Below are 21,233 nucleotides of genomic sequence, written 5' to 3' on the forward strand. Positions count from 1 at the left end.
GGTCCCGAGCATGCCGACGATCGGTGCGGCACCGGTGTTCGTGGCCCGCGACACCGAACTGGCCGAACTGGTGCGCGTCGCCTCGCGCCCGCCGTCGGTCGCCGTCGTCGAGGGCGAGCCGGGTGTGGGCCGCAGCCGTCTGCTCCGAGAACTGGCCGCCCATCCCGGGATCGCGTCGCGGGTGGTCTGGTCCGCCCGGTGCGGGTCCTTCACCCGGCCGGGCCGGCTGGCACCGCTGGTCGACGCGTTGCTCGGGAAGAGCGACGTCGCCGCCGCCCACGCGGCCGGTTTCTCGCCGGTGACAGGGGTCCTGCGACGACTGCTCCCCGAATGGTCCCCGTGGTTGCCGCCCTTTCCGGAGAACGCGGACGCCGAGACCGTCCGGCAGCAGGAGTTCCGCGCCGTGCGCGAAGTGCTGACCGGCAGCGGTCCGGCGGTACTGGTACTCGACGACGTCCACTTCGCCGACGACGACACGTGGGAGTTCCTGCGCGGGCTCGCGGCGTCCCCGGCGCCATCGCTGAGCGTGGTGGTGAGCGCGGCCGCGTGCGGACCGCGGCGATTCTCTCCGCTGTGCGAGACCGCCGCGCATTTCTCGCTCGCCGCGTTCACCGAGGTCCAGGTGCGGATGCTGGTGGACGCGACCTTCGGCCGCTGCGCGCCGGATTTCGCCGAAGCCGCGCACCGGCGCACGTCCGGGATCGCCGTCGACCTGACGGCTCTGGTCCAGAGCATCGGCGACACGGCCGAGGCGCTTACGGCGGACAGACTGGCGTCGGCGACCGTGCCGCCGCTCGTGCGAAGCCGGGTGTCCGGCCTGATGACGGCCCTCGGCCCGGCCGCGCAAGACGTCGTCCGCGCGGCCGCGGTGCTGGGATCGCCCGCCGGCGAACCGGAGCTGGACGCGGTCGCGGCACCTTCGCCCGGGGCGATCTCCGGCGCGATCACCGAAGCGGTGGAGGCGGGACTGCTGCGGGATCTCGGCCGTGGCCGCTATGTCCCGGGGAGCCCGCTGATCGCCGAAGCGGTCTACGCGTTGCTTGCCGGACCTCAGCGATGCGCGATGCACGGACGGGCCGCAGCCCGGCTAGCCGCTAGTGCCGAACCTTTCGCGTCCCTCATCGCCCGTCACGCGCGGCTGGCAGGCGACATCGCCGCGTGGACACAGTGGACGGGTGTGGCGGTCGACAACGCCATCGAAGACGGCCGGACGGAGGAAGCGAGCCGCCTGCTCGAAGCGGCTCTGCGGGACACGGAGCTCCCACGGACCGCGCGCGAATCGTTCGCCGTCCGGCTCGGCAGGGAACTGCCGCGCAGTATCGCGCACGCCGGTACGGTCCGGCTGCTGCGGGAGATCCTGCGTGAATGGCCGCTGAGCAAGGCCGCGCGGGGCGAGATCCGGGTCCATCTCGGGCAGGTGCTGATCAACCAGGTCGGCAAGGTCGAAGCGGGCAGGCTCGAGATCGAACTCGGCGCGGCCGACCTCGGCAGACGCCAGGCGCTGCTCGCCAGGGGGCTGGTCACCTTGGCGCTCCCGCATATCGGCACCGTCCCGGTGGAGGAGAACTTCCGCTGGCTCGACGAGGCCGAACAGGTGAGCAAGGGGGAACACGACGCCGGGCTGCTGGCCGCGATCGCCGCGAACCGGCTTTCGGCGCGGATGCAGATCGCCGATCCGGAGGCCTGGGACGACGTCGCCGACCTGCCACGGGCTCCGGAGTCGGCCGAGGTCTGCCGCCAGGTGGCCCGCACCTACATCAACCTGGCCGACGCGGTGGCGTGGAACGGGCATTTCCCGGTGGCGCGGGCCTATCTGACGACGGCGCGGCGACTGATCCGTGACGACCACCAGCCCTATCTCGACGCGCTGGCCGACGGCACGGAACTGCGGCTGGATCTCGCGATGGGGGAGTGGGCGAGCGTCGCGGAGAAGGCGCGGGCGATGCTGACGCGGGTCGACAAGGACGGTTCACTGGCGGCCGAGCCGCTGCTGGTGCTCGGCTGGTACGAGTACGGGCAGCACCGGCCGACGGCGGCACTGCGCAGTTTCGACGCGGCGTTCGCGCTTTCCGCGGGCAGCGTCCCGGTGCAGGCTTCGGCGTACGCGGGCCGCGTGGCGGTCCATCAGGCGGGCAAGGACCTCCAGGCGGCGAGGCGCCTCGCCGAGTTCGGCCTGGAGACCGTGCGCCGCAAGAACAATTGGGTCTGGGCGGCCGAACTGATGCCGTTCGCCGTGCGCACCATGCTCGGGCTGGGACAGCACGTCGAGGCGCGGGAACTCCTCGCGGAGTACCGGCAGGGGATCGACGGCAAGGACGCCCCGGTCGCGAACGCGTCGGCGCTGCTGTGCCGGGGCATGCTCACCGAGGCGCGTGGCGAAACGCTCGCCGCCGGTGACCTGCTGCTCGGTGCCGCGCAGGCCTACAGCGCGCTGCCTCTCCCGTATTTCGCCGCCTATGCCGGCGAGCTCGCGGCCGGATGTTTCTCCGAAGCCGGGGAGCGGGCGCGGGCCGTCGCGTCCTTCACCACCGCTGAGACGACGTACGCGAGGCTCGGCGCGGCCGTGGACGCGCTCCGCTGCCGTCGTTCGCTGCGGCGATGCGATCCGGAGATGCCGCGGCGCGGCCGCAAGGGATACGGCGAAGCGTTGTCGCCCAGGGAACTCGAAGTCGCCCGGCTCGCCGCCCGGAACCTCACGAACCGGGAGATCGGCGAGCGGCTGTTCCTGTCGCCGAGGACGGTCGAGATCCACGTCGGACGGGCGCTCCGGAAATTGGGCCTGCCTTCGCGCACCGTCCTGACCGAGGACCTGCTCAGCGACATTCCCTAAGTGCCCGTATTCGCTGATTCGCTGGGTACGCCGGAGAGAAACCGCAGGTGAGAGGCGCTTTCTTTAAATAGTGGGCCGTCCGCCGCGCTCCACTATTGTTCCGTTTCCGCCGCCGATCGACAGTTGTCGGGCAGTCGCGATTTCCCTGAAAGGAATCACCGTGAGCAGAAAACGGATCTTCGGCGTGGTCGTCCTGACCATGGCCGCGCTGGCGCCGGCGGCGGGCTTCGCCGGTGCGGCACCGGCCGACCCTCTTCACGCCATCAGCCCGACCGACGCCGCGCCCTTGCCGACGGGCGGTGTCCACGGTCAGAGCATCGGCGGCACCCCGGCCTCGGTGCAGGACCACCCGTACGTCATCGCCGCACTGCGGGAGGGTGGTTCGCGGCCGAGGGGGCAGAGCTGCTCCGGCTCCGTCATCGCACCGCGGAAGGTCCTGGTCGCGGCCCACTGCAAGGAGCTGGCGGGCGAGAAGAGTGTCCTTTATGGACTCGATGACCTGAGGAGCGCGGGCGGCACCCAGCTGAAGGCCGTCGACTACCAGGTCCATCCCAGGTTCACCCAGCCCTGGAACGGCTACGACGTCGCGGTGATCACCGTCGACGGCGACATCCCGGTCCCGCCCGGTGGTTACGCGAAGGTCGCCACGTCCGCCGACACCGGCTTGGAGACGCCGGGCAAGGACGGGTTCAGCCTCGGGTACGGCAAGAAGGACATCAACGACTCCACTCAGGACGTCACGCTGCACAAGCTGACGTTGCCGATCGTGAACGCGAGCCAGTGCACCGGCGTGGAGAACGGCGTCGACCCGAAGACGATGATCTGCGCCGGGTACTCCGATGGCCGCAAGACCATCCTGCCGGGGGACAGCGGAGGACCGTTCGTCGTCGGCGGGAAGGTCGTCGGGGTGGCGTCCTGGAGCCGCAGTGACTTCCGCTGGTACAGCGTCTACAGCAGGCTCAACAACGAGATGGGGGACTGGGTCGCCGAGCAGATCGGCGGCCAGCAGCCTGGTGACGCCTTCACCCTCGCGGCTTCGCCCTCGTCGGTGAAGGTCCTGCCGGGCAAATACGTGTCGGCGAGTGTCACGAGCAAACCGGGCAAGAACGGCGCCGAGAGCATCACCCTGTCGGCCTCGGGACTCCCCGAAGGTGCCAAGGCCACGTTCCAGCCCGCCACGATCAAGGCGGGCGAAGTGGCGAAGCTGACCATCGAGACCGCCACCGGGACCCCGGAAAAGGCTTACCAGGTCACGATTTCCGGTAAGGGAACCACCGAGACGGCCACCGCGGGCCTGTCGCTCACCGTCGGCGCCGGTGAACCTCCCGTCGGCGACCTGAAGGTGACCGTGAACCCGTCTTCGGGATCCGGCCGCGTGGGTTCGCTGGTGACGGCCACCGTCACCGCGACCGGCGGCACCGGTTCGATCACGTTGTCCGCCAGTGGATCCGGGCTGCCGATCACCCCGATGTTCTCGCCGCGGACCGTGTCGAGCGGCGGCAGTTCGACCATGCAGGTCTTCGCGCCGTACCAGCCCGGCACGTATCCGATCACGGTGACCGCGAAGGACAGTGGCGGCAAGACCGCGACCACCACGTACACCCTCACCGTCCAGTGACCGTCATCGAAACAGAGGGGATTTCCCATGCGTGACAAGACGAAGACCCTGCTGGCGCTCGGCCTGCTGAGCCCGCTGCTCGCCCTCGGCGCCGGAACGGCCGTCGCCGCCGAGGCCGAAGGCGTGGTGATCCCCGCCAAGGAGCACTACGGCGACCAGTACATCGTCGTCCTCCACGACGTCGCCGCCGCGGGACAGTCGGCGTCGGCCGATCTGGCGAAACGGTACGGCGGTGAGGTCCGTTCCGTCTGGACGGCGGCCATCCGCGGGTTCTCGGCCAAGAGCATGACCCCCGCGGAAGCGCGGAAGCTCGCCGCGGACCCGTCGGTCAAGGCGGTGTACGAAGACGGCACCGCACGCGGCACCGGAACCCAGCAGAACCCGACCTGGGGTCTGGACCGGATCGACCAGAAGAACCTCCCGCTCGACAAGGCCTACACCTACCCCAACGAGGGCGCGGGCGTCACCGCGTACGACCTCGACAGCGGCATCAACCCGTCGAATCCGGAGTACGAGGGGCGCGCCAGCCTCGGCAAGGACTTCATGGGTGGCGACGGCACGGACTGCAACGGACACGGCAGCCACACCGCGGGCACGATCGGCAGCAAGACCTACGGCGTCGCGAAGAAGGTCAAGATCGTCGGGCTGAAGGTGCTGGGCTGCAACAACTCCGGACCGGACTCGGGCATCATCGACGCCGTCGACTGGGTGACGGCCAACGCCAAGAAACCCGCCGTGGCGAACATGAGCCTGACCATGGACGCCCCCGGAGTCGGGGACGACGCGGTGAAGCGGTCGATCGCGTCGGGCGTCGTCTACGGCGTGGCGGCGGGCAACGCCTCCACCGATGCCTGCAACACGAGCCCGGCAAGGGTGCCCGAGGCGATCACGGTCAACGCCTCGGATTCCTCGGACAACCGGTCTTCGTTCTCCAACTACGGAAGCTGCACCGACATCTTCGCCCCCGGTTCGAACATCACGTCGCTGAGCCCGAGCAGCGGCGGTTCGGCGGTGATGAACGGGACCTCGATGGCGACACCGCACGTCGTCGGCGCGGCCGCGCTCTACCTGTCGGCCAACCCGGGCGCCACTCCGCAGCAGGTGCGGGACGCGCTGGTGAACGGCGCGACCGCGGGTGTCGTCAAGAACGCGGGCAGCGGCTCGCCGAACAAACTGCTGAACGTCTCGTCGATCGGCAGCGGCGGCCCCGGCCCGCAATGCGGCGCCAGGTCGAACACCACGCCGGTGTCCATTCCGGACGCCGGGGCGGCGGTGACCAGCTCCGTGACCCAGGAAGGCTGTGACGGCAAGGCTTCCGCGTCGCTGCCGGTTAAGGTGGACATCTCGCACACTTACACCGCGGACCTCGTGCTCGACCTCATCGGGCCGAGTGGCAGGGCCTACCGGCTCAAGGAGTCCGGTGGTGTCGGTTCGGCAGCCGGTGTGCACGAGACCTTCACGGTCGACGCGTCCGGTGAGGCGGCCAACGGTACCTGGAAGCTGAGCGCGCAGGACGTCTACCGGTTCGACACCGGTTCGATCGACGGGTTCACCATCACGTTCTGAACCCACTGAGACTCGCCGGCAGGGCGGGGAGGGAAAGCATCGGCGGGGCCGCTTCGGCGGTCCCGCCGATGTTCGTCCGCCTGGGCACCTCACGCAGGCGACGTTCCCCGCAAGCGGGCTGCCCAACCCGGCGAGGTTGCGAAAGCCACTTTCGCAACATGCCCCGGCCCTGGTCCGGCAACCCCTTGGCAGCTTCCGGCCACCGGCCGAACTGCGCATTGACACCAACTAAGCCCACCCTTAGTTTCCCCCTATAACTTTCCAAGGGGGGCGAGATGCCGAAGATCGGTGGCCGTCCGGCGCCGATCCCGTGCCGCGGACGCGAGTGATCGTCACCCATCGGATCGCCGGGATCCGGCACGCCGACCGGGTGCTCTTCCTCGAAGACGGGCGGATCTCCGAAGACGGCACCGTCGAACGACTCCTTGCGGAACAGGGCCGTTTCGCCGAGTTCTGGCGACGGCAGATCGACGCCACCGGCTGGAGGATCACCGCGAGATGACCCACACCCAAGGCGCGCCGGAATGGGTCGTGACCCGCGACGGCAGACGGCTCCACGCGATGGTGCACCCGGGGCCGGAGGGCGCCACCGGGCCGACGGTCGTGTTCGAAGCGGGCGCCGCCGCCACCCGGTCGTCGTGGGCGACGGTTCAGCCGGAGGTCGCCCGATACGCCCGAGCGATCGTCTACGACCGGTCCGGGCTCGGCCGCAGCGCCCCCGACACCGGCGGCCGTACGCTGCGGCGGATGGCCGACGACCTCAACGACGTCCTCGATCATTTCGGCCAGGGGCCGTACGTCCTCGCCGGGCACAGCGCCGGCGGTCCGATCGTGCGGCAGGCCGCCGCCCGCCGCCCGGAGCGGATCGCCGGGCTGGTGCTGGTCGACCCGACCGACGAGGCGGCGGACGTCCTCTTCGGCCGCGCCTTCCGCACCGGTGAACGCGCCATGCTTCTGGTCGGCGCCCTCCTCGCGCGGCTGGGCCTGCTCAAGGTCGTCTTCCGCGGCCTGCTGCGGGGGATCCCGGACGACGTCCGCCGCGACCTCGAACGGGAGGCGTTCACCGCCGGGACGGTGCGGACCCAGCGGGAACAGGCCCGCACCTTCCTCGACGAACTGGCCCTTTGGCGGCAGGATCCGCCGGTACTCGGCGACATCCCGGTCACCGTGGTGTCCGGCGGACTCGGCGGAGGCGGATTCTCCGACGGCATGAGGGCTCGGGCGAACGCCTCCCATGCTCACCGGGTGAGCCTCTCGCCCGGTGGCAGGCACGTTATCGCGGAGCGGTCCGGCCACTACGTCCCGTTGACCGAGCCCGATGTGATCGTCCGCGAAATCGTCAGGATGACGTCAGCGCACGCCTGAGTCCTTCGTAGGTCGGGGCGAGCGCCCGGAGGGTCGCGGCGGCACGCGCGTCATTCTCGACGACGAGGTCGTACTGCAACGAGCCGATCAGCCGGGCCTGCATGGTGAGGACGGCGGCGGCCTCTTCGCGGCCGACCCGGCGCAGGCACGCCGCGGCGTCGGCCGTCCGTCGAGCACCGAGGCGCACGACGAAATGGACGAGCAGTCCCCGCAGGTCCGCGTCGCCGCCGCGGGCGATCCGGTCGGCGAGCGCGAGTGCCGCGTCGCCGTTGCCGAGCGTGCCGGGCGGGAGCCCGGTGTCGTTCTCCCCGCTGAGCCGCCTGATCGCCCTGGGGAGCGAGGCCACGATCGCGGCCTCGTCCTCGACGACGGTGTGCCGCACGAACTTCGTCCGCATCGTGTGCGGTTTGCCGTAGGCGACCGTTTCCGCGCGCCAGGCGGCGGCGAAATCCGCCAGCGGGATCCGTGCGTACGGGTATCCCTGCGGGTCGTGGGCGGTGACGGACTCGTCGTCCGCGCCGAGCGCGACCAGGAAATGGTCGGCGCCGATCGGGCCGGTCATCCCGGGCTGGTGGCGCAGGTGCCCCATTTCGACCGGGCCGAGCAGGACCGGGCCGTCGGCGAGGCTTTTCACGAGCCGGGCGAAGGCGGCGTCCGGATCCGGCTCGCTCGCCGTTTCCGCGCGCCAGCCGAGGACGTCGAGGGCCTCGCCGATACCGAGATCGGGATCCCAGCCGAAGGCGTCGAAGAAGGGCAGCGAACCGCCGATCAGCTGCATGCCGAAGGGGCTGCCGGTCACGGTTTCGAGTACGTCGGCGCCCGGAGCCTCGGGGCCGAGCATCATCGCGAGGGAATGGGCGTAGCAATAAGGGCCGGAGCCGCGATAAGGAAGATCGATCACGTGTTCGACGATGGCACTTTTCGCGCGAAAACGCCACTGCCGGTCTCGTCCGTTGTGGACAGTGATTCATCACCCGTCCGGGGGTTTCGAGGCCACTCAACGGGTTTTATCCAGGCGACACCGGCGGCCCCGGTTGCCCTCGACGATCAAGCCACTCCAGGATGACCACGACTTGAGCTCGCTGTCGCCGCCGTCCTGACCTGGGCCGACGGAAGCGAGGGGTGAGGCGGAGGCGGCATGGCGGAACGTCGTGGGCGGAATCGGTGGCGCCGGGGCATGGCGGTGCTCACGACGATCGTCGTGGCTTTGCTGATGAATGCCCCGGTACCCGCGAACGCCCAGATCCAGCCTCGCGGAGCGGGCACCGAGCGGCCGATCGGGCCGGAACCGGTGTATTCCGGACTGGCGCACGGTGGCATCACGATGGCCGCCAACTCCGTCGTCCAGTGCGGCGTCGGCGTGGTCTGCAACGAGTCCGCGAGCAACGCGAGCCCGGTGTCGTGGATCAAGACCGACCCGGCCGCGCCCGGCAACACCGCGTCCGCGGCGAGCTTGAACGTCCCGGCCGGCGCGAAGGTGCTCAACGCCCGGCTGTACTGGCAGTTCAACCCCGTCGCCAGCAGCGGGACCTCCGGCGACGGGAACCGGGGCAACCAGGTCTCGATGAAGACCCCGGGCTCGAACGCCTACCAGCGGATCACCGCCGAAACCTACGACTGGTTCCCCGCGACCACCACGGGCGGCTTCCCGACCCTGTACGCCTACGGTGGCGCCGCCGACGTCACGTCTCTCGTGGCGAACGCCGGCACCGGCCAGTACACGGTGGCCGACATCCAGGCCTGCCAGGGCCAGTCGATCAGCGGGACGAACCTCGGCTGCTGGGGTGGCTGGTCACTGGTGGTCGCCTACGAACTGCCCAGCGAGCCGCTGCGCTACCTGCAGGTGTGGGACGGTCTGCAGCGAGTCGCCGGTGGCAGCACGCCGAGTTCGGCGACCATCGCCCTGAGCGGGATCAAGGCGCCGACGTCGCGCCAGCCCAACGTCGAACTCGGTATCGTCGCGGGTGACGGCGACGCGCCCATCACCGGTGACTATCTCCAGGTCGGCCCGGACGCGTCCAGCCTCCAGACCATCGCCATGCCCGCGCCGGGCGGCGTGGTGACCAACAACGCGTTCAGCAGCCGCATCGACCGGGTCACGGCCACCGGTTCGGGCACGAATGTCACGTCGCGCGACCCCAATCCGGTGAACAACGTCGGCTACGACTCCCGCAGCATCGACATCACCGGCAAGGTCCCCGCCGGGACCACCGCGCTCCAGGTGAAGATCGGCACCGTCGGCGACGCGCTGTACCCGCAGACGATCTGGCTCGTCACCGACGCGCTCGAACCCGACCTCCAGATCACCAAGGCCAACGACCCGGTCGGCAACACCGACGACAATCCGCCGGGTTACGTCACCAAGGGCAGCGAGATCACCTACAGCTTCGACGTCGCCAACCGGCACGCCGACGGCAGTGTCACCGATCTCGACACCGCGACGAACGTGGTGCTCACCGACACCTTGCCCGACGGCGTCACGTTCGTGGCCGGGTCCAATCCGAACTGTTCGGCGGCCGGGCAGCTGGTCACCTGCAACCTGCGGAATCTGAGGCCGGGGCAAGCGCAGAAGGTGGACTTCAAGGTCAAGGTCGGCGCCTCGGTGCCGGACGGCACCAAACTCGACAACACCGGCAAGGTGACCTTCCGCGGCGAGGACACCGGGCGGCCGCAGGAGCGCACGTCGAACACGGTGCGGAACACGGTCGCCTCGCCGGGATACCAGCTGACGAAGACGGTCGACCTCGCCGAGGCGATCCCGGGTGACACCCTGACCTACCAGGTGGCCGTGCGGAACACCGGCGTGATCCCCGTGCCCGCGTTCACGGTGCGCGACACCTTGCCACCGGGAACGACCTACGTTTCGTCCAGTCCTTCGAAGGGCACCGCGTCCGGTACCGGGCCGATCGATTGGGCCGTGAACGGCCTCGCCGTCGGAGAGACGGCCACGCTGACCGTGCGCGTGAAGGTCGAAGAGGCCGCCATCGGCAAGGAGCTGGTGAACCGCGCGAACGTCCCGATCGGGCCGCCGCCGGTCGTCCCGCCGGACAACCGCTGCCCGGACGATCCCGCCGCCGCGTGCGCGAAGACCGAGGTGCCGTCACCGTCGTACACGGTGACGAAGACCGCGGACAAGGAATCCGCGAACCCCGGTGACGTCGTGCGCTACAAGGTCACCGTCGCCAACACCGGAAAGGTCACCGCGGCGGACCTCAAGGTCGTCGACGATCTGACCGGGGTGCTGGACGACGCGGTCTACCAGAACGACGCCACCGCGTCGCCCGGTGCGGTGTCCTATGTGGAGCCGAAGCTGACCTGGACGGGCACGCTCGCCGCGGGGGCGAGCGCCGAGTTCACCTACACGGTGAAGGTCAAGAGCCCGAACACCGGTGACAACCGGCTGAAGAACGTGGTGACGTCGGAGACCCCGGGCGGTAATTGCCCACCGGGTTCGACGGATCCGAAGTGTGGCACGACGACGCCGGTGTCGGGTCTGTTGATCGAGAAGTCGGTGGACAAGCAGTCGGCGAATCCGGGCGATGTCGTGAAGTACGCGGTCACGGTGCGGAATACGGGCCAGACCAAGTTGAGCGGTGCGACGTTCACGGACGATCTGACCCAGGTGCTCGATGACGCGGACTATCAGAACGATGGTGCGGCGACGGTCGGTGGTGTCACGTATGCGGCGCCGAAGCTGACGTGGACCGGTGATCTCGAAGTCGGTGCCACGGCGACGGTGACGTACACGGTGAAGGTCAAGAGCCCGAACACGGGCGACAACGTGCTCAGGAACGCGGTGTCGTCGGAGACTCCGGGCGGGAACTGTCCGCCGGGTTCGACGGATCCGAAGTGCGGGACCACGACGCCGGTGTCGGGTCTGTTGATCGAGAAGTCGGTGGACAGGCAGTCGGCGAATCCGGGCGATGTCGTGAAGTACACGGTGACCGTGCGGAACACGGGGCAGACGAAGATTTCCGATGCGACGTTCACCGACGATCTCACGCAGGTGCTCGATGACGCGGACTATCAGAACGATGGTGCGGCGACGGTCGGTGGTGTCACGTATGCGGCGCCGAAGCTGACGTGGACCGGTGACCTGGAAGTCGGTGCGACATCGACGGTCACCTACACCGTGAAGGTCAAGAACCCCAACCCCGGCGACAACCTGCTCAAGAACGCGGTGTCGTCGGAGACTCCGGGCGGGAACTGTCCGCCGGGTTCGACCGATCCGAAGTGCGGGACCACGACGCCGGTGTCCGGGCTGACGATCGAGAAGTCGGTCGACAAGCAGTCGGCCGACCCGGGCGATGTCGTGAAGTACACGGTCACGGTGCGGAACACGGGCCAGACCAAGTTGAGCGGTGCGACGTTCACCGACGATCTGACGCAGGTGCTGGACGACGCCGACTACCAGAATGACGGTGCGGCGACGGTCGGTGGTGTCACGTATGCGGCGCCGAAGCTGACGTGGACCGGTGACCTGGAAGTCGGTGCGACATCGACGGTCACCTACACCGTGAAGGTCAAGAACCCCAACCCCGGCGACAACCTGCTCAAGAACGCGGTGTCGTCGGAGACTCCGGGCGGGAACTGTCCGCCGGGTTCGACGGATCCGAAGTGCGGGACCACGACGCCGGTGTCGGGTCTGTCGATCGAGAAGACCGTGGACAAGCAGTCGGCGAACCCCGGCGACATCGTGAAGTACACGGTCACGGTGCGGAATACGGGCCAGACCAAGTTGAGCGGTGCGACGTTCACCGACGATCTGACGCAGGTGCTGGACGACGCCGACTACCAGAATGACGGTGCGGCGACGGTCGGCGATGTGTCGTATGCGGCGCCGAAGCTGACGTGGACCGGTGATCTCGAAGTCGGTGCCACGGCGACGGTGACGTACACGGTGAAGGTCAAGAATCCCGCTTCTGGCGACAAGAAACTCATCAACACGGTCACCTCGGAGACTCCGGGTGGTAATTGCCCGCCGGGTTCGACGGATCCGAAGTGCGGCACGACGACGCCGGTGTCGGGTCTGTCGATCGAGAAGACCGTGGACAAGCAGTCGGCGAACCCCGGCGACATCGTGAAGTACACGGTGACCGTCACCAACACTGGTCAGACGAAGCTGACGGGTGCGACGTTCACCGACGATCTGACGCAGGTGCTGGACGACGCGGACTATCAGAACGATGGTGCGGCGACGGTCGGCGATGTGTCGTATGCGGCGCCGAAGCTGACGTGGACCGGTGACCTCGGCGTCGACGAGACGGCGACGGTCACGTACACGGTCAAGGTCAAGAACCCGAACACCGGCGACAACCGGCTCAAGAACGTCGTTTCGTCGGAGACGCCGGGCGGGAACTGCCCGCCGGGCTCCACGGATCCGGACTGCGGCACGGAAACCCCGGTTTCGGGTCTGGAGATCAAGAAGACCGTCGACAAGCAGTCGGCGAACCCCGGCGACATCGTGAAGTACACGGTCACGGTCAAGAACACCGGTCAGACGAAGCTGACCGACGCCACCTTCACCGACGATCTGACCCAGGTGCTCGACGACGCCGTCTACCGGAACGACGGAGCGGCGACGGTCGGTGGTGTCACGTACGCGGCGCCGAAGTTGACGTGGACCGGCTCGCTGGAGATCGGGCAGACCTCGACGGTCACTTACACGGTTCAGGTGAAGAATCCGGGCGACGGAGACAAGAAGCTCGTCAACGCCGTCACGTCGGAGACCCCGGGCGGGAACTGCCCGCCGGGCTCGACCGATCCGGACTGCGGCACGACCACCCCGATCTCCGGGCTGCTCATCAAGAAGACCGCCGACAAGAAGTCGGTCGACCCCGGCGACACGGTGAAGTACACGATCACCGTCACCAACACCGGGCAGACCAAGCAGGACGCGGCCACCTTCACCGACGACATGACCGAAGTCCTGGACGACGCCGAGTACCAGAACGACGGAGCGGCGACCATCGGCAGCGTCACGTACGCGGCGCCGAAGCTGACGTGGACCGGCTCGCTGGAGATCGGGCAGACCTCGACCGTCACCTACACGGTCAAGATCAAGAACCCGGACACCGGCGACAAGAAACTGTCCAATGTGGTCACTTCGGAGACTCCGGGCAACAACTGCCCGCCGGATTCGACCGATCCGAACTGCGTCGCGGACGTGCCGTCGCGCGAACTGACGGTCAAGAAGACGTCGGACAGGCAGACCGCGAACCCGGGTGACGTCGTCACCTACACGGTCACCGTCACCAACACCGGCAAGGTCGACCTGGTCGGCGAGGATGCCGCACGGGTCACGGACGACCTGTCCGAGGTGCTCGACGACGCCGACTACGCCGACGACGCCGCGGCGGCCCCGGTCGCCGGGACGTTCGCCTTCACCGCGCCGAACCTGGTGTGGGCGGGCGATCTCCCGGTGGGTGCTTCGACCACGCTGAAGTATTCGGTGAAGGTGAAGAACCCCGTGACCGGCGACCACGAACTGCGGAACACCGTCAGCACCAACACCCCGGGCACCTGTCCGCCGCAGTCCGACGACCCGGCGTGCTCGACCGTCACTCCCGTTCCCGGCATCTCGCTGGAGAAGAAGGCGGACAAGGCCACGGCGAACCCGGGCGACGTCGTGAAGTACACGGTGACCGTGCGCAACACCGGCAAGACGAAGCTGACCGGTGCGACGTTCACCGACGACCTCACCGAGGTCCTCGACGACGCGGTGTTCCAGAAGGACGGCACGGCGACGATCGGTTCGGTGACCTACGAGGAACCGAAGCTGACCTGGACCGGTGACCTGGAGATCGGGCAGACGGCGACGGTCACGTACAGCGTCAAGGTGACCAAGACCGACGGCGACGGCAAGCTGACCAACGTCATCACCACCGACACTCCGGGTGGCAACTGCCCGCCGGGCAGCAAGGATCCGAAGTGCGGGACGACGACACCGCTGTCGAGCCTGAAGATCAAGAAGACCGTCGACAAGGCGGAGGCGAAACCGGGCGAGGTCGTGACGTACACCGTCACGGTGGAGAACACCGGACAGGCCACAGTGGACGACGCGACGTTCACCGACGATCTGACCCAGGTGCTCGACGACGCCACCTTCGACGGCACGGCGAAGGCCAGTACGGGAGCGGTCACCTACTCCGCGCCCAGGCTGACCTGGAAGGGCGTGCTCAAGCCGGGGGAGAAGGCCACCGTCACCTACGCCGTCACCGTGCGGAAGCCGGCGATCGGTGACCACCGCCTCCGCAACGTCGTCACGTCGGACACGCCGGGCGGCAACTGCCCGCCGGGTTCGGCGAACCCCGACTGCGGCACCGACACCCGGGTGCCGCCGGAGCCGCCGACGCCGCAGCCGCCGGACAAGCCCAACCCGCAACCGCCGACGACCCCGCGTCCGCCCGGGCTGGCCGTGACCGGCTCACCGGTGAAGACGATGACGGTGCTGGCGCTGGGCATGCTGGCCATCGGCGCGCTGCTGCTCCTCGCCGGACGGAGGCGCCGGGAGTCCTAGGCGCCGGGGTCGTGAGTGATAAAGAGCGTTAGAACGACCTGTCTGAGTTCAGGACATCGTGAACAGTTGATGTTTCAGGACATCGTGAACACTGACCGGCCTGTCGGCGTGATGACCAGGGTGTTTGTGGTGATCATCCGGCGATGGGCAGTACAGGGTTTTCGATGGATCCTGAGTTCGTCGCCGCGGTTGCGCGGGTCGCCGCGGGCGAGAAGATCAACATTTCGGGGTTCTGCCGTGACCGCGGCATCTCCCGGGGCGTGTTCCACAAGTATGTGACCCGGTTCAAAGCCGAGGGCGTGGATGGGTTCATCCGCCGCAGCACCGCTCCGCGTCACCATCCGACCGCGTTCGGGCCGGAAGTGGCCGAGGCGGTGCTGCGGGCCCGCAAAGAGCTCGAGGACGAGGGCTGGGACAACGGGCCGATCTCGATCCACTGGCGGCTGGAAGACGCCGGGTTCGAGCCGTTGCCGTCACGGTCGGCGATCTACCGGATCCTGCGTGATCGCGGCCAGATCACCCCGGAGCCGCGAAAGAGGCCCCGCACGAGGCGCCGGTTCGAATACGCCGACCCCAACGGGTGCTGGCAGATCGATGGCATGGAGTACTACCTGGCCGATGGGCAGAAGGTCTGCATCATCCAGATCCTCGACGACCATTCCCGCCTCGACGTCGGCACCTACGCCGCGGCCAGCGAGAACAGTGCTGACACCTGGGCGGCGTTGCAGCAGGCCTTCGCCGGCTACGGAGTACCGGTGAAAGTGCTCTCCGACAACGGCTTGGCTTTCTCCGGCAAGCACCGTGGCCTCATGGTCGAGCTGGAACGCCACCTCGCCGGAGAGGGTGTCACCACGATCGCCTCCTCGGTCTATCACCCGCAGACCTGCGGGAAGAACGAACGCGTCCACCAAACCCTGCAAAAGTGGCTCGCCGCACGACCCCCAGCCGAGAACCTCGTTGCCCTGCAACACCTTCTCGACCAATACCGGCACACCTACAACACCCAGCGACGGCACCAGAGCCTCGACGGCCAGACCCCGCAGCAACGCTACGACGCCAGCCCCAAAACCGCGCCATCCACCAACCGGCAAGCCCCCAGCGGCACCACCCAGCGGCCGATATCCGCCACCGGCGTCATCGCGTTCTCCGGCTGCTCCATCGTCCTCGGCCGACGCTGGGCAGGCCACACCGCGACCGTGTTCTGGCAAGGCGACCGCATCACCATCATGATCGGCGACACGGTCACCCACCAGCTCACACTCAACCGCTCAGTACGCTACCAACGTCTCACCAACCAGAAACCGTTCACGAAGTCCTGAAACACATCTGTTCACGAAGTCCTGAAACAGGACAGAGCGTTAGAACGACCATTACCACTCACGACCCCAGCGCGACCGTCACGCGGTCTTCGGTACCGCGATCAGCGCTTCGACTTCGACGACCAGCTCCGGCTTCGCCAGTGCCGCCACCACGATCAGCGACTGGGCAGGCCAGTCCGCTTCCGGGTACCACCGGGTGAAGGTCTCGCGCATCGCGGTGCGGAACCCGGCGAGGTGCTCGGTGCCGGAAAGCATGCTGAACACCTTGACCAGGTGTTCCGGTCCGGCGCCCGCGGCCTCGAGCAGCCGCTCGAGGTTGACGAGCAACGCCCGGGTCTGGGACTCGGCGTCGGGCCCGGCGAGTTCGCCGTCGGGGCCGACACCGATCTGACCGGCCACGACGACGAGTTCGTGATCGGCGGGAACCGGACCAGATGGCTGTACGGGCCGATCGGCGCCGCCACGGTCTCCGGATTCCAGCGCTGGATCATCGGTCCCCTCTCGTTCATCAAGGAAATCGCCTCCAAAGTACCGATGATTCCGGGGCGCGGCGGGAGTCTCACCTCCGGACGACGACTACTGGAGGGACTCCGGATGACGGATTCAGGAACGAAGACCGAGGTCTGGCCGCTGATCCACGCCGAGCGGGCGGCACTGGCGAACGACCTCGCGGAGCTCACCGAGGAGCAGTGGAGAACACCGTCGCTGTGCGCGGGGCTATCGGTGCGCGAGGTGCTGGCGCATCTCACCTCGGCCGCGAGTCTCACCCCGCTGCGGTGGCTGGCGGGCGTGATCCGCTGCCGGTGGGATTTCGACAAGCAGGTCGCCATGCGGCTGGCCGAGCAGATGGGGGACGACGGCGCCGACACGCTGGAGCGGTTCCGCGGTGTCGTCACCAGTACGACGAAACCGCCCTTGCCGAAGCCGGCGATGCTCGGCGAGACGATCGTCCACGGCGAGGACATCCGTCGTCCGCTCGGCATCCGCCGCGATCACCCGATCGACGTCCTCACCGCGCTGGCCGAGTACTACCAGGGGTCGGACCTGGTGGTGATGGCGAAGGGGCGCATCGGCGGGCTGCGGCTGCAAGCCACCGATGGCCCCTTCGCCACCGGGAGTGGTCCGCTCGTCTCGGGAACGACCTTGGCACTGATCATGGTCATGACCGGACGGGCGGCCTACCTTGACGAACTCGACGGCGACGGGGTCCCGATCCTGCGGAAGCGGGTCCTTTCTCAGGACTGAGACTCGAGGGGAAGGCCCGCGTCTGCCCAGTCCTCGATGCCCTCCCGGTACTTGCGGACGTCGGTGTAACCGAGGGCGGTGAGCCGGTCGGCGACCTGGCCGCTGTTCGGGCAGGCGGGGTTCGAGCAGTAGGTGACGATGGCGGCGCCGCGATCGGGCAGCACGGTCGCGGCGTGCGCGTCGACGTCGGCGAGGACCAGGGGAACAGCGCCTGGCAGATGCTGCTTGGCGTAGTACTCGCCACCCAGTGCGTCGACCACCGTCACGGTCTTCGCGTCGATCGCGGCCTTCAGTTCGTCACGGGTGATGAGTGCGGTCATGTCGCTACCTCCAGTTAATCGGACTATAGTCCGGATGTGCCTCTCGACCATAACGGACCGCAGTCCGCTTCTGCAACCTCGTTGGAACTCCTGCGTACGCCGCCGCCCAAGGAGCGCGCCGACGCCGCCCGCAACCGGGCCGCGATCCTGGACGCGGCGGCGGCGCTGTTCGCCGAGCACGGCGTCGAAGCGGTGTCGATGGATCAGGTGGCGGCGGCCGCCGGCGTGGGCAAGGGCACGCTCTTCCGTCGCTTCGGGGACAAGGCGGGGCTCGCCGTCGCCTTGCTGGACGCGCGGGAACGACGGCTCCAGGAAGGGATCCTGCACGGCCCGCCCCCGCTGGGCCCCGGCGCTCCGCCGGTCGAACGGCTCGTCGCCTTCGCCGACGCGTACGTCGATTACGTGCTCGAACACCTGCCGCTCGTGCGGATGTCGGAGACCGCCGCGCCAGGGGCGCGCTATCGCATCGGGGCCTACCGGTTCTGGCACCGGCACGTCGCGCTGCTGCTCGACGGCACACCCGACCCCGAGCACGCCGCGCACGCCCTGCTGGCCCCGCTCGCGGCCGAACATCTGACCGCGTTGCTGCCGGAACTGGGAGAGGACCGCGTCCGCGCCGGGATCACGCGCCTGTGGCGGCGGGCCGGATCCCAGTAGGGTGTCGGCGAGACCCGGGAGTGTGTCGATGAAGGTGGAGAGCCGGAAGCATCGGACGGCCAGGCAGGCCGTGCCGGCGCTGCTCGCCGCCGTGCTGACCGCGCTCGGCCTGTTCCTCGCGCTCCACACGGGCGGTCCCGCGTCAGCGGACGAGCCGCGCGGGGCGGACGCGACGGTCGACTCCTCGGTCTCCAACGCCGTCGCGCCGGTGCGCGCCGCGGGCAGGCTCGCCGCCGAACCCGCGCTCCTGGGTGTGCACGGTCACGGTGACCTGCCTCTCTTCGGCACCGTCCCGCACGGACCGGCGTCCACGACGCTGCTCCGCCTCAGCGAACTCCACGACGACGTCACCCCTCCCTCGCGCTCGGCGAACCGCCTCGCGCTGGGGGATCGCGCTCCTCCTTTCCCGGCAGCCCTCTGAAGCTGAACGGGCGCGCGGTCCGCGTGCCCGAACCGGGAACCCCTCGAGGAGAACTTCGTGCCGCGCGAAACCGCGCGGCGAGGCATGACCGGGCGAGCCGTCGTCTCGCTGGTCGTCCTCGCCGCGACCCTGTACCTGTTGCTGACCACCGCCCCGCGCCTGGGGCTCGATCTGCGTGGTGGCACGCAGATCGTGCTGGAGACCAAGGATTCGCCCACCGTCACCGCCGACGCCCAGACCACCGACCGGACACTCGAGGTGCTGCGCCGCCGGGTCGACGCGCTCGGCGTCGCCGAGCCGATGCTCGCCCGCTCCGGCGACAACCGGATCATCGTCGAACTGCCCGGCGTGCGGGATCCGCGCGAGGCCGTCGAGGTGATCGGCCGCACCGCGCAGCTGTCCTTCCATCCCGTGCTCGCCACCGCTTCAGGCGACTCCCGTGTCCTCAATGACGAGAGCGGGCAGCCGATCACCCTGGGACCCGCCGCGCTGACCGGCGAGGGCGTCGACGAGGCACTCTCGTCGATCGATTCCCAAGGCGGCGGCTGGCTGGTTTCCGTCGACTTCAAAGGGGATTCCGGCCGTGCCTGGGAGCGGCTGACCGGGCAGGCCGCCTGCTCGCCGCCGGGCGATCCGGCGAGGCGGGTGGCGATCGCGCTCGACGACAAGGTGATCTCGTCGCCGCAGGTGAGCCCACAGGTCGCCTGCGGGGTCGGGATCGTCGGCGGGAGCACGCAGATCACCGGGCGGTTCTCGCCCGCCGAAGCCAAGGACCTGGCGCTGCTGATCAACGCGGGCGCGCTGCCGACACCGGTCGAGATCATCGAGCAGCGGACCGTCGGGCCCACCCTCGGCGCGGCCGCCATCGACGCCAGCGCTCGCGCCGCGGTGATCGGCCTGGCGCTGACCGCGCTGTTCCTGCTCGCGGTGTATCGCCTGGCCGGGCTGATCGCCGTGGGCGCACTCGTGGCGTACGCCGCCGTGTCCTATGCCGCGCTGCTCGCCGTCGGCGCGACACTGACCTTGCCGGGTCTCGCCGGCTTCGTCCTGGCGATCGGCATGGCCGTCGACGCGACCGTGCTCGTCTTCGAAAGGGCGAGAGAAGAACATTCCGTCAAGCAGGGAGGTTCGCTGCCGCGGTCGGTCAGCCGCGGGTTCAGCGGCGCGTTGTCGGCGATCGTCGACTCGAACGTGACCACCCTGCTCGCCGCGGGGCTGCTGTTCTGGCTGGCGTCCGGCCCGGTGCGCGGATTCGGGGTGACGCTGTCCATCGGTGTCGTCGTGGCGTTGTTCATTTCGCTCGTGCTCACGCGTTTGCTGCTGCACCTCACGATGCGAGGCGTGGTCGCGCGCAAACCACGGCTGTCCGGGCTCACCCACGAGGGCCGGGTCCGGCGGTGGGTGAACCGCCGTGATCCCGGGTTCCTCGGGAAACCCAAGCGCTGGCTGATGGTCGCGGGTGCGCTCGTCATCGTCGCGATCGCGGGACTGTTCGTGGCGGGCCCGAACCTCGGCGTCGAGTTCACCGGCGGCCGGGTCATCGAATACAGCACCTCGGCGCCCGCCGACGTCGAGCGGGTCCGGGACGCGGTCTCCGACGCCGGATTCCCCCGTGCCGTCGTGCAGACGTCCGGGGAAAAGGACATCTCCGTCCGCACCGAACCGATCGGCGAGGACGCCACCGAACGGATCCGGGCCGCCGTCGCCGGGGTCGCGGGCGACGCGACCGAGATCCGCGACGAGCAGATCGGCCCGAGTCTCGGCGCCGAACTGCGCACCAAGGCGGTGCTCGCGCTCGGCCTCGCGGTCCTGGCGCAGCTGATCTACCTGGCGGTGCGGTTCGACTGGCGGCTCGGCGTGGCCACGGTGGCCGCGCTCGCGCAGGACGTCCTGATCATCCTCGGGATCTTCGCCTGGCTGGGCAAGTCCATGGACGGTGTCTTCCTCGCCGCGCTGCTGACGGTGATCGGCTACTCGGTCAACGACTCGGTGGTGGTCTTCGACCGGGTACGGGAAGTACGGGGGCAACGCCGCAAGGAGCCGTTCTCGCGGGTCGTCGGCACGGCGGTCCTGCAGACGCTGCCGCGGACGATCAACACCGGGATCGGGGTGCTGTTCGTCCTCGGGGCCCTGCTGTTCCTCGGGGACGGATCGCTGGCCGACTTCGCCCTCGCGCTCCTGCTCGGTCTCGTCGCGGGCACAGTGTCCACAGTGGCCACTGCCGGTCCCGTCGCGATCCTGCTCGATCAGCGGTGGCCAGGGGCCGCACGTCCCGTCCGGAAGGCGTCGCCCGCACGACAGCGGGACGACAACGGCGCGGTGGTGTGATCGACGTTCCTTTGTGGACCGCCGCACTCGGTCCGGCCTCTAAGC

13 protein-coding genes and 1 pseudogene are annotated in these 21,233 nt (G+C 68.9%); 11 read left to right on the plus strand and 3 right to left on the minus strand.

The annotated features are described in order from the left end of the window. Positions 1-10: 10 nt before the first annotated feature. The 5 genes from CVV72_RS03955 to CVV72_RS03975 all read left to right on the plus strand — a co-directional run bounded on the left by CVV72_RS03955 (position 11) and on the right by CVV72_RS03975 (position 7,379). Positions 11-2,830, plus strand: coding sequence for an AAA family ATPase (locus tag CVV72_RS03955; RefSeq protein WP_255632498.1), 2,820 nt, complete (start codon positions 11-13; stop codon positions 2,828-2,830). Positions 2,831-2,990: 160 nt separating this feature from the next. Then, on the plus strand, positions 2,991-4,448 hold the full coding sequence (locus tag CVV72_RS03960; RefSeq protein ID WP_219151080.1) for a trypsin-like serine protease: 1,458 nt from the start codon (positions 2,991-2,993) through the stop codon (positions 4,446-4,448). A gap of 27 nt (positions 4,449-4,475) precedes the next feature. After that, positions 4,476-6,014, plus strand: coding sequence for a S8 family serine peptidase (locus CVV72_RS03965; RefSeq protein WP_219151081.1), 1,539 nt, complete (start codon positions 4,476-4,478; stop codon positions 6,012-6,014). 310 nt (positions 6,015-6,324) lie between these two features. Continuing rightward, entirely contained in the window at positions 6,325-6,516 is a 192-nt protein-coding gene (locus tag CVV72_RS03970) for a hypothetical protein (protein ID WP_304511368.1), read from the plus strand. Next, positions 6,513-7,379 carry an alpha/beta fold hydrolase gene (locus tag CVV72_RS03975; RefSeq protein WP_219151082.1) on the plus strand — a complete coding sequence of 289 codons (867 nt, stop codon included), beginning with the start codon at positions 6,513-6,515 and terminating at the stop codon, positions 7,377-7,379. Before CVV72_RS03970 ends, CVV72_RS03975 begins: the two co-directional genes overlap by 4 nt. Here the strand turns inward: CVV72_RS03975 and CVV72_RS03980 are convergent. Beyond that, positions 7,354-8,280, minus strand: a complete 927-nt coding sequence (locus CVV72_RS03980; RefSeq protein WP_255632499.1) for a hypothetical protein — start codon at positions 8,278-8,280, stop codon at positions 7,354-7,356. The genes CVV72_RS03975 and CVV72_RS03980 overlap by 26 nt on opposite strands. Before the next feature lie 237 nt (positions 8,281-8,517). On the opposite strand from CVV72_RS03980, the gene CVV72_RS03985 reads away from it, so the two are divergent. Then, positions 8,518-14,898 (plus strand): DUF11 domain-containing protein, encoded by a 6,381-nt coding sequence (locus tag CVV72_RS03985; RefSeq protein WP_219151083.1) that lies wholly within the window; start codon positions 8,518-8,520, stop codon positions 14,896-14,898. Positions 14,899-15,062: 164 nt separating this feature from the next. After that, positions 15,063-16,217, plus strand: coding sequence for an IS481 family transposase (locus CVV72_RS03990; RefSeq protein WP_219145817.1), 1,155 nt, complete (start codon positions 15,063-15,065; stop codon positions 16,215-16,217). A 78-nt stretch (positions 16,218-16,295) separates the two neighbouring features. Here the strand turns inward: CVV72_RS03990 and CVV72_RS03995 are convergent. Then, positions 16,296-16,708 (minus strand): annotated as a pseudogene (locus CVV72_RS03995) (RidA family protein). Between the two features lie 103 nt (positions 16,709-16,811). Here CVV72_RS03995 and CVV72_RS04000 point away from each other — a divergent pair. Next, positions 16,812-17,462 (plus strand): maleylpyruvate isomerase family mycothiol-dependent enzyme, encoded by a 651-nt coding sequence (locus CVV72_RS04000; RefSeq protein ID WP_219151084.1) that lies wholly within the window; start codon positions 16,812-16,814, stop codon positions 17,460-17,462. Here the strand turns inward: CVV72_RS04000 and CVV72_RS04005 are convergent. Then, on the minus strand, positions 17,453-17,782 hold the full coding sequence (locus CVV72_RS04005) for a rhodanese-like domain-containing protein (protein ID WP_219151085.1): 330 nt from the start codon (positions 17,780-17,782) through the stop codon (positions 17,453-17,455). The two genes, CVV72_RS04000 and CVV72_RS04005, sit on opposite strands and share 10 nt — an antisense overlap. Before the next feature lie 81 nt (positions 17,783-17,863). Here CVV72_RS04005 and CVV72_RS04010 point away from each other — a divergent pair, with 81 nt between their 5' ends. Genes CVV72_RS04010 through secD form a run of 3 tightly spaced genes read left to right on the plus strand, consistent with a single transcriptional unit; the run spans position 17,864 to position 21,188 of the window. Then, on the plus strand, positions 17,864-18,439 hold the full coding sequence (locus CVV72_RS04010) for a TetR/AcrR family transcriptional regulator (protein ID WP_219151086.1): 576 nt from the start codon (positions 17,864-17,866) through the stop codon (positions 18,437-18,439). 28 nt (positions 18,440-18,467) lie between these two features. Continuing rightward, positions 18,468-18,860 (plus strand): hypothetical protein, encoded by a 393-nt coding sequence (locus CVV72_RS04015; protein WP_255632500.1) that lies wholly within the window; start codon positions 18,468-18,470, stop codon positions 18,858-18,860. Between the two features lie 57 nt (positions 18,861-18,917). Continuing rightward, entirely contained in the window at positions 18,918-21,188 is a 2,271-nt protein-coding gene (gene secD, locus CVV72_RS04020) for a protein translocase subunit SecD (RefSeq protein ID WP_219151087.1), read from the plus strand. Positions 21,189-21,233 lie beyond the last annotated feature (45 nt).

The organism is Amycolatopsis sp. TNS106 (genome assembly GCF_019330265.1).
Classification (GTDB): Bacteria; Actinomycetota; Actinomycetes; order Mycobacteriales; family Pseudonocardiaceae; genus Amycolatopsis; species Amycolatopsis lurida.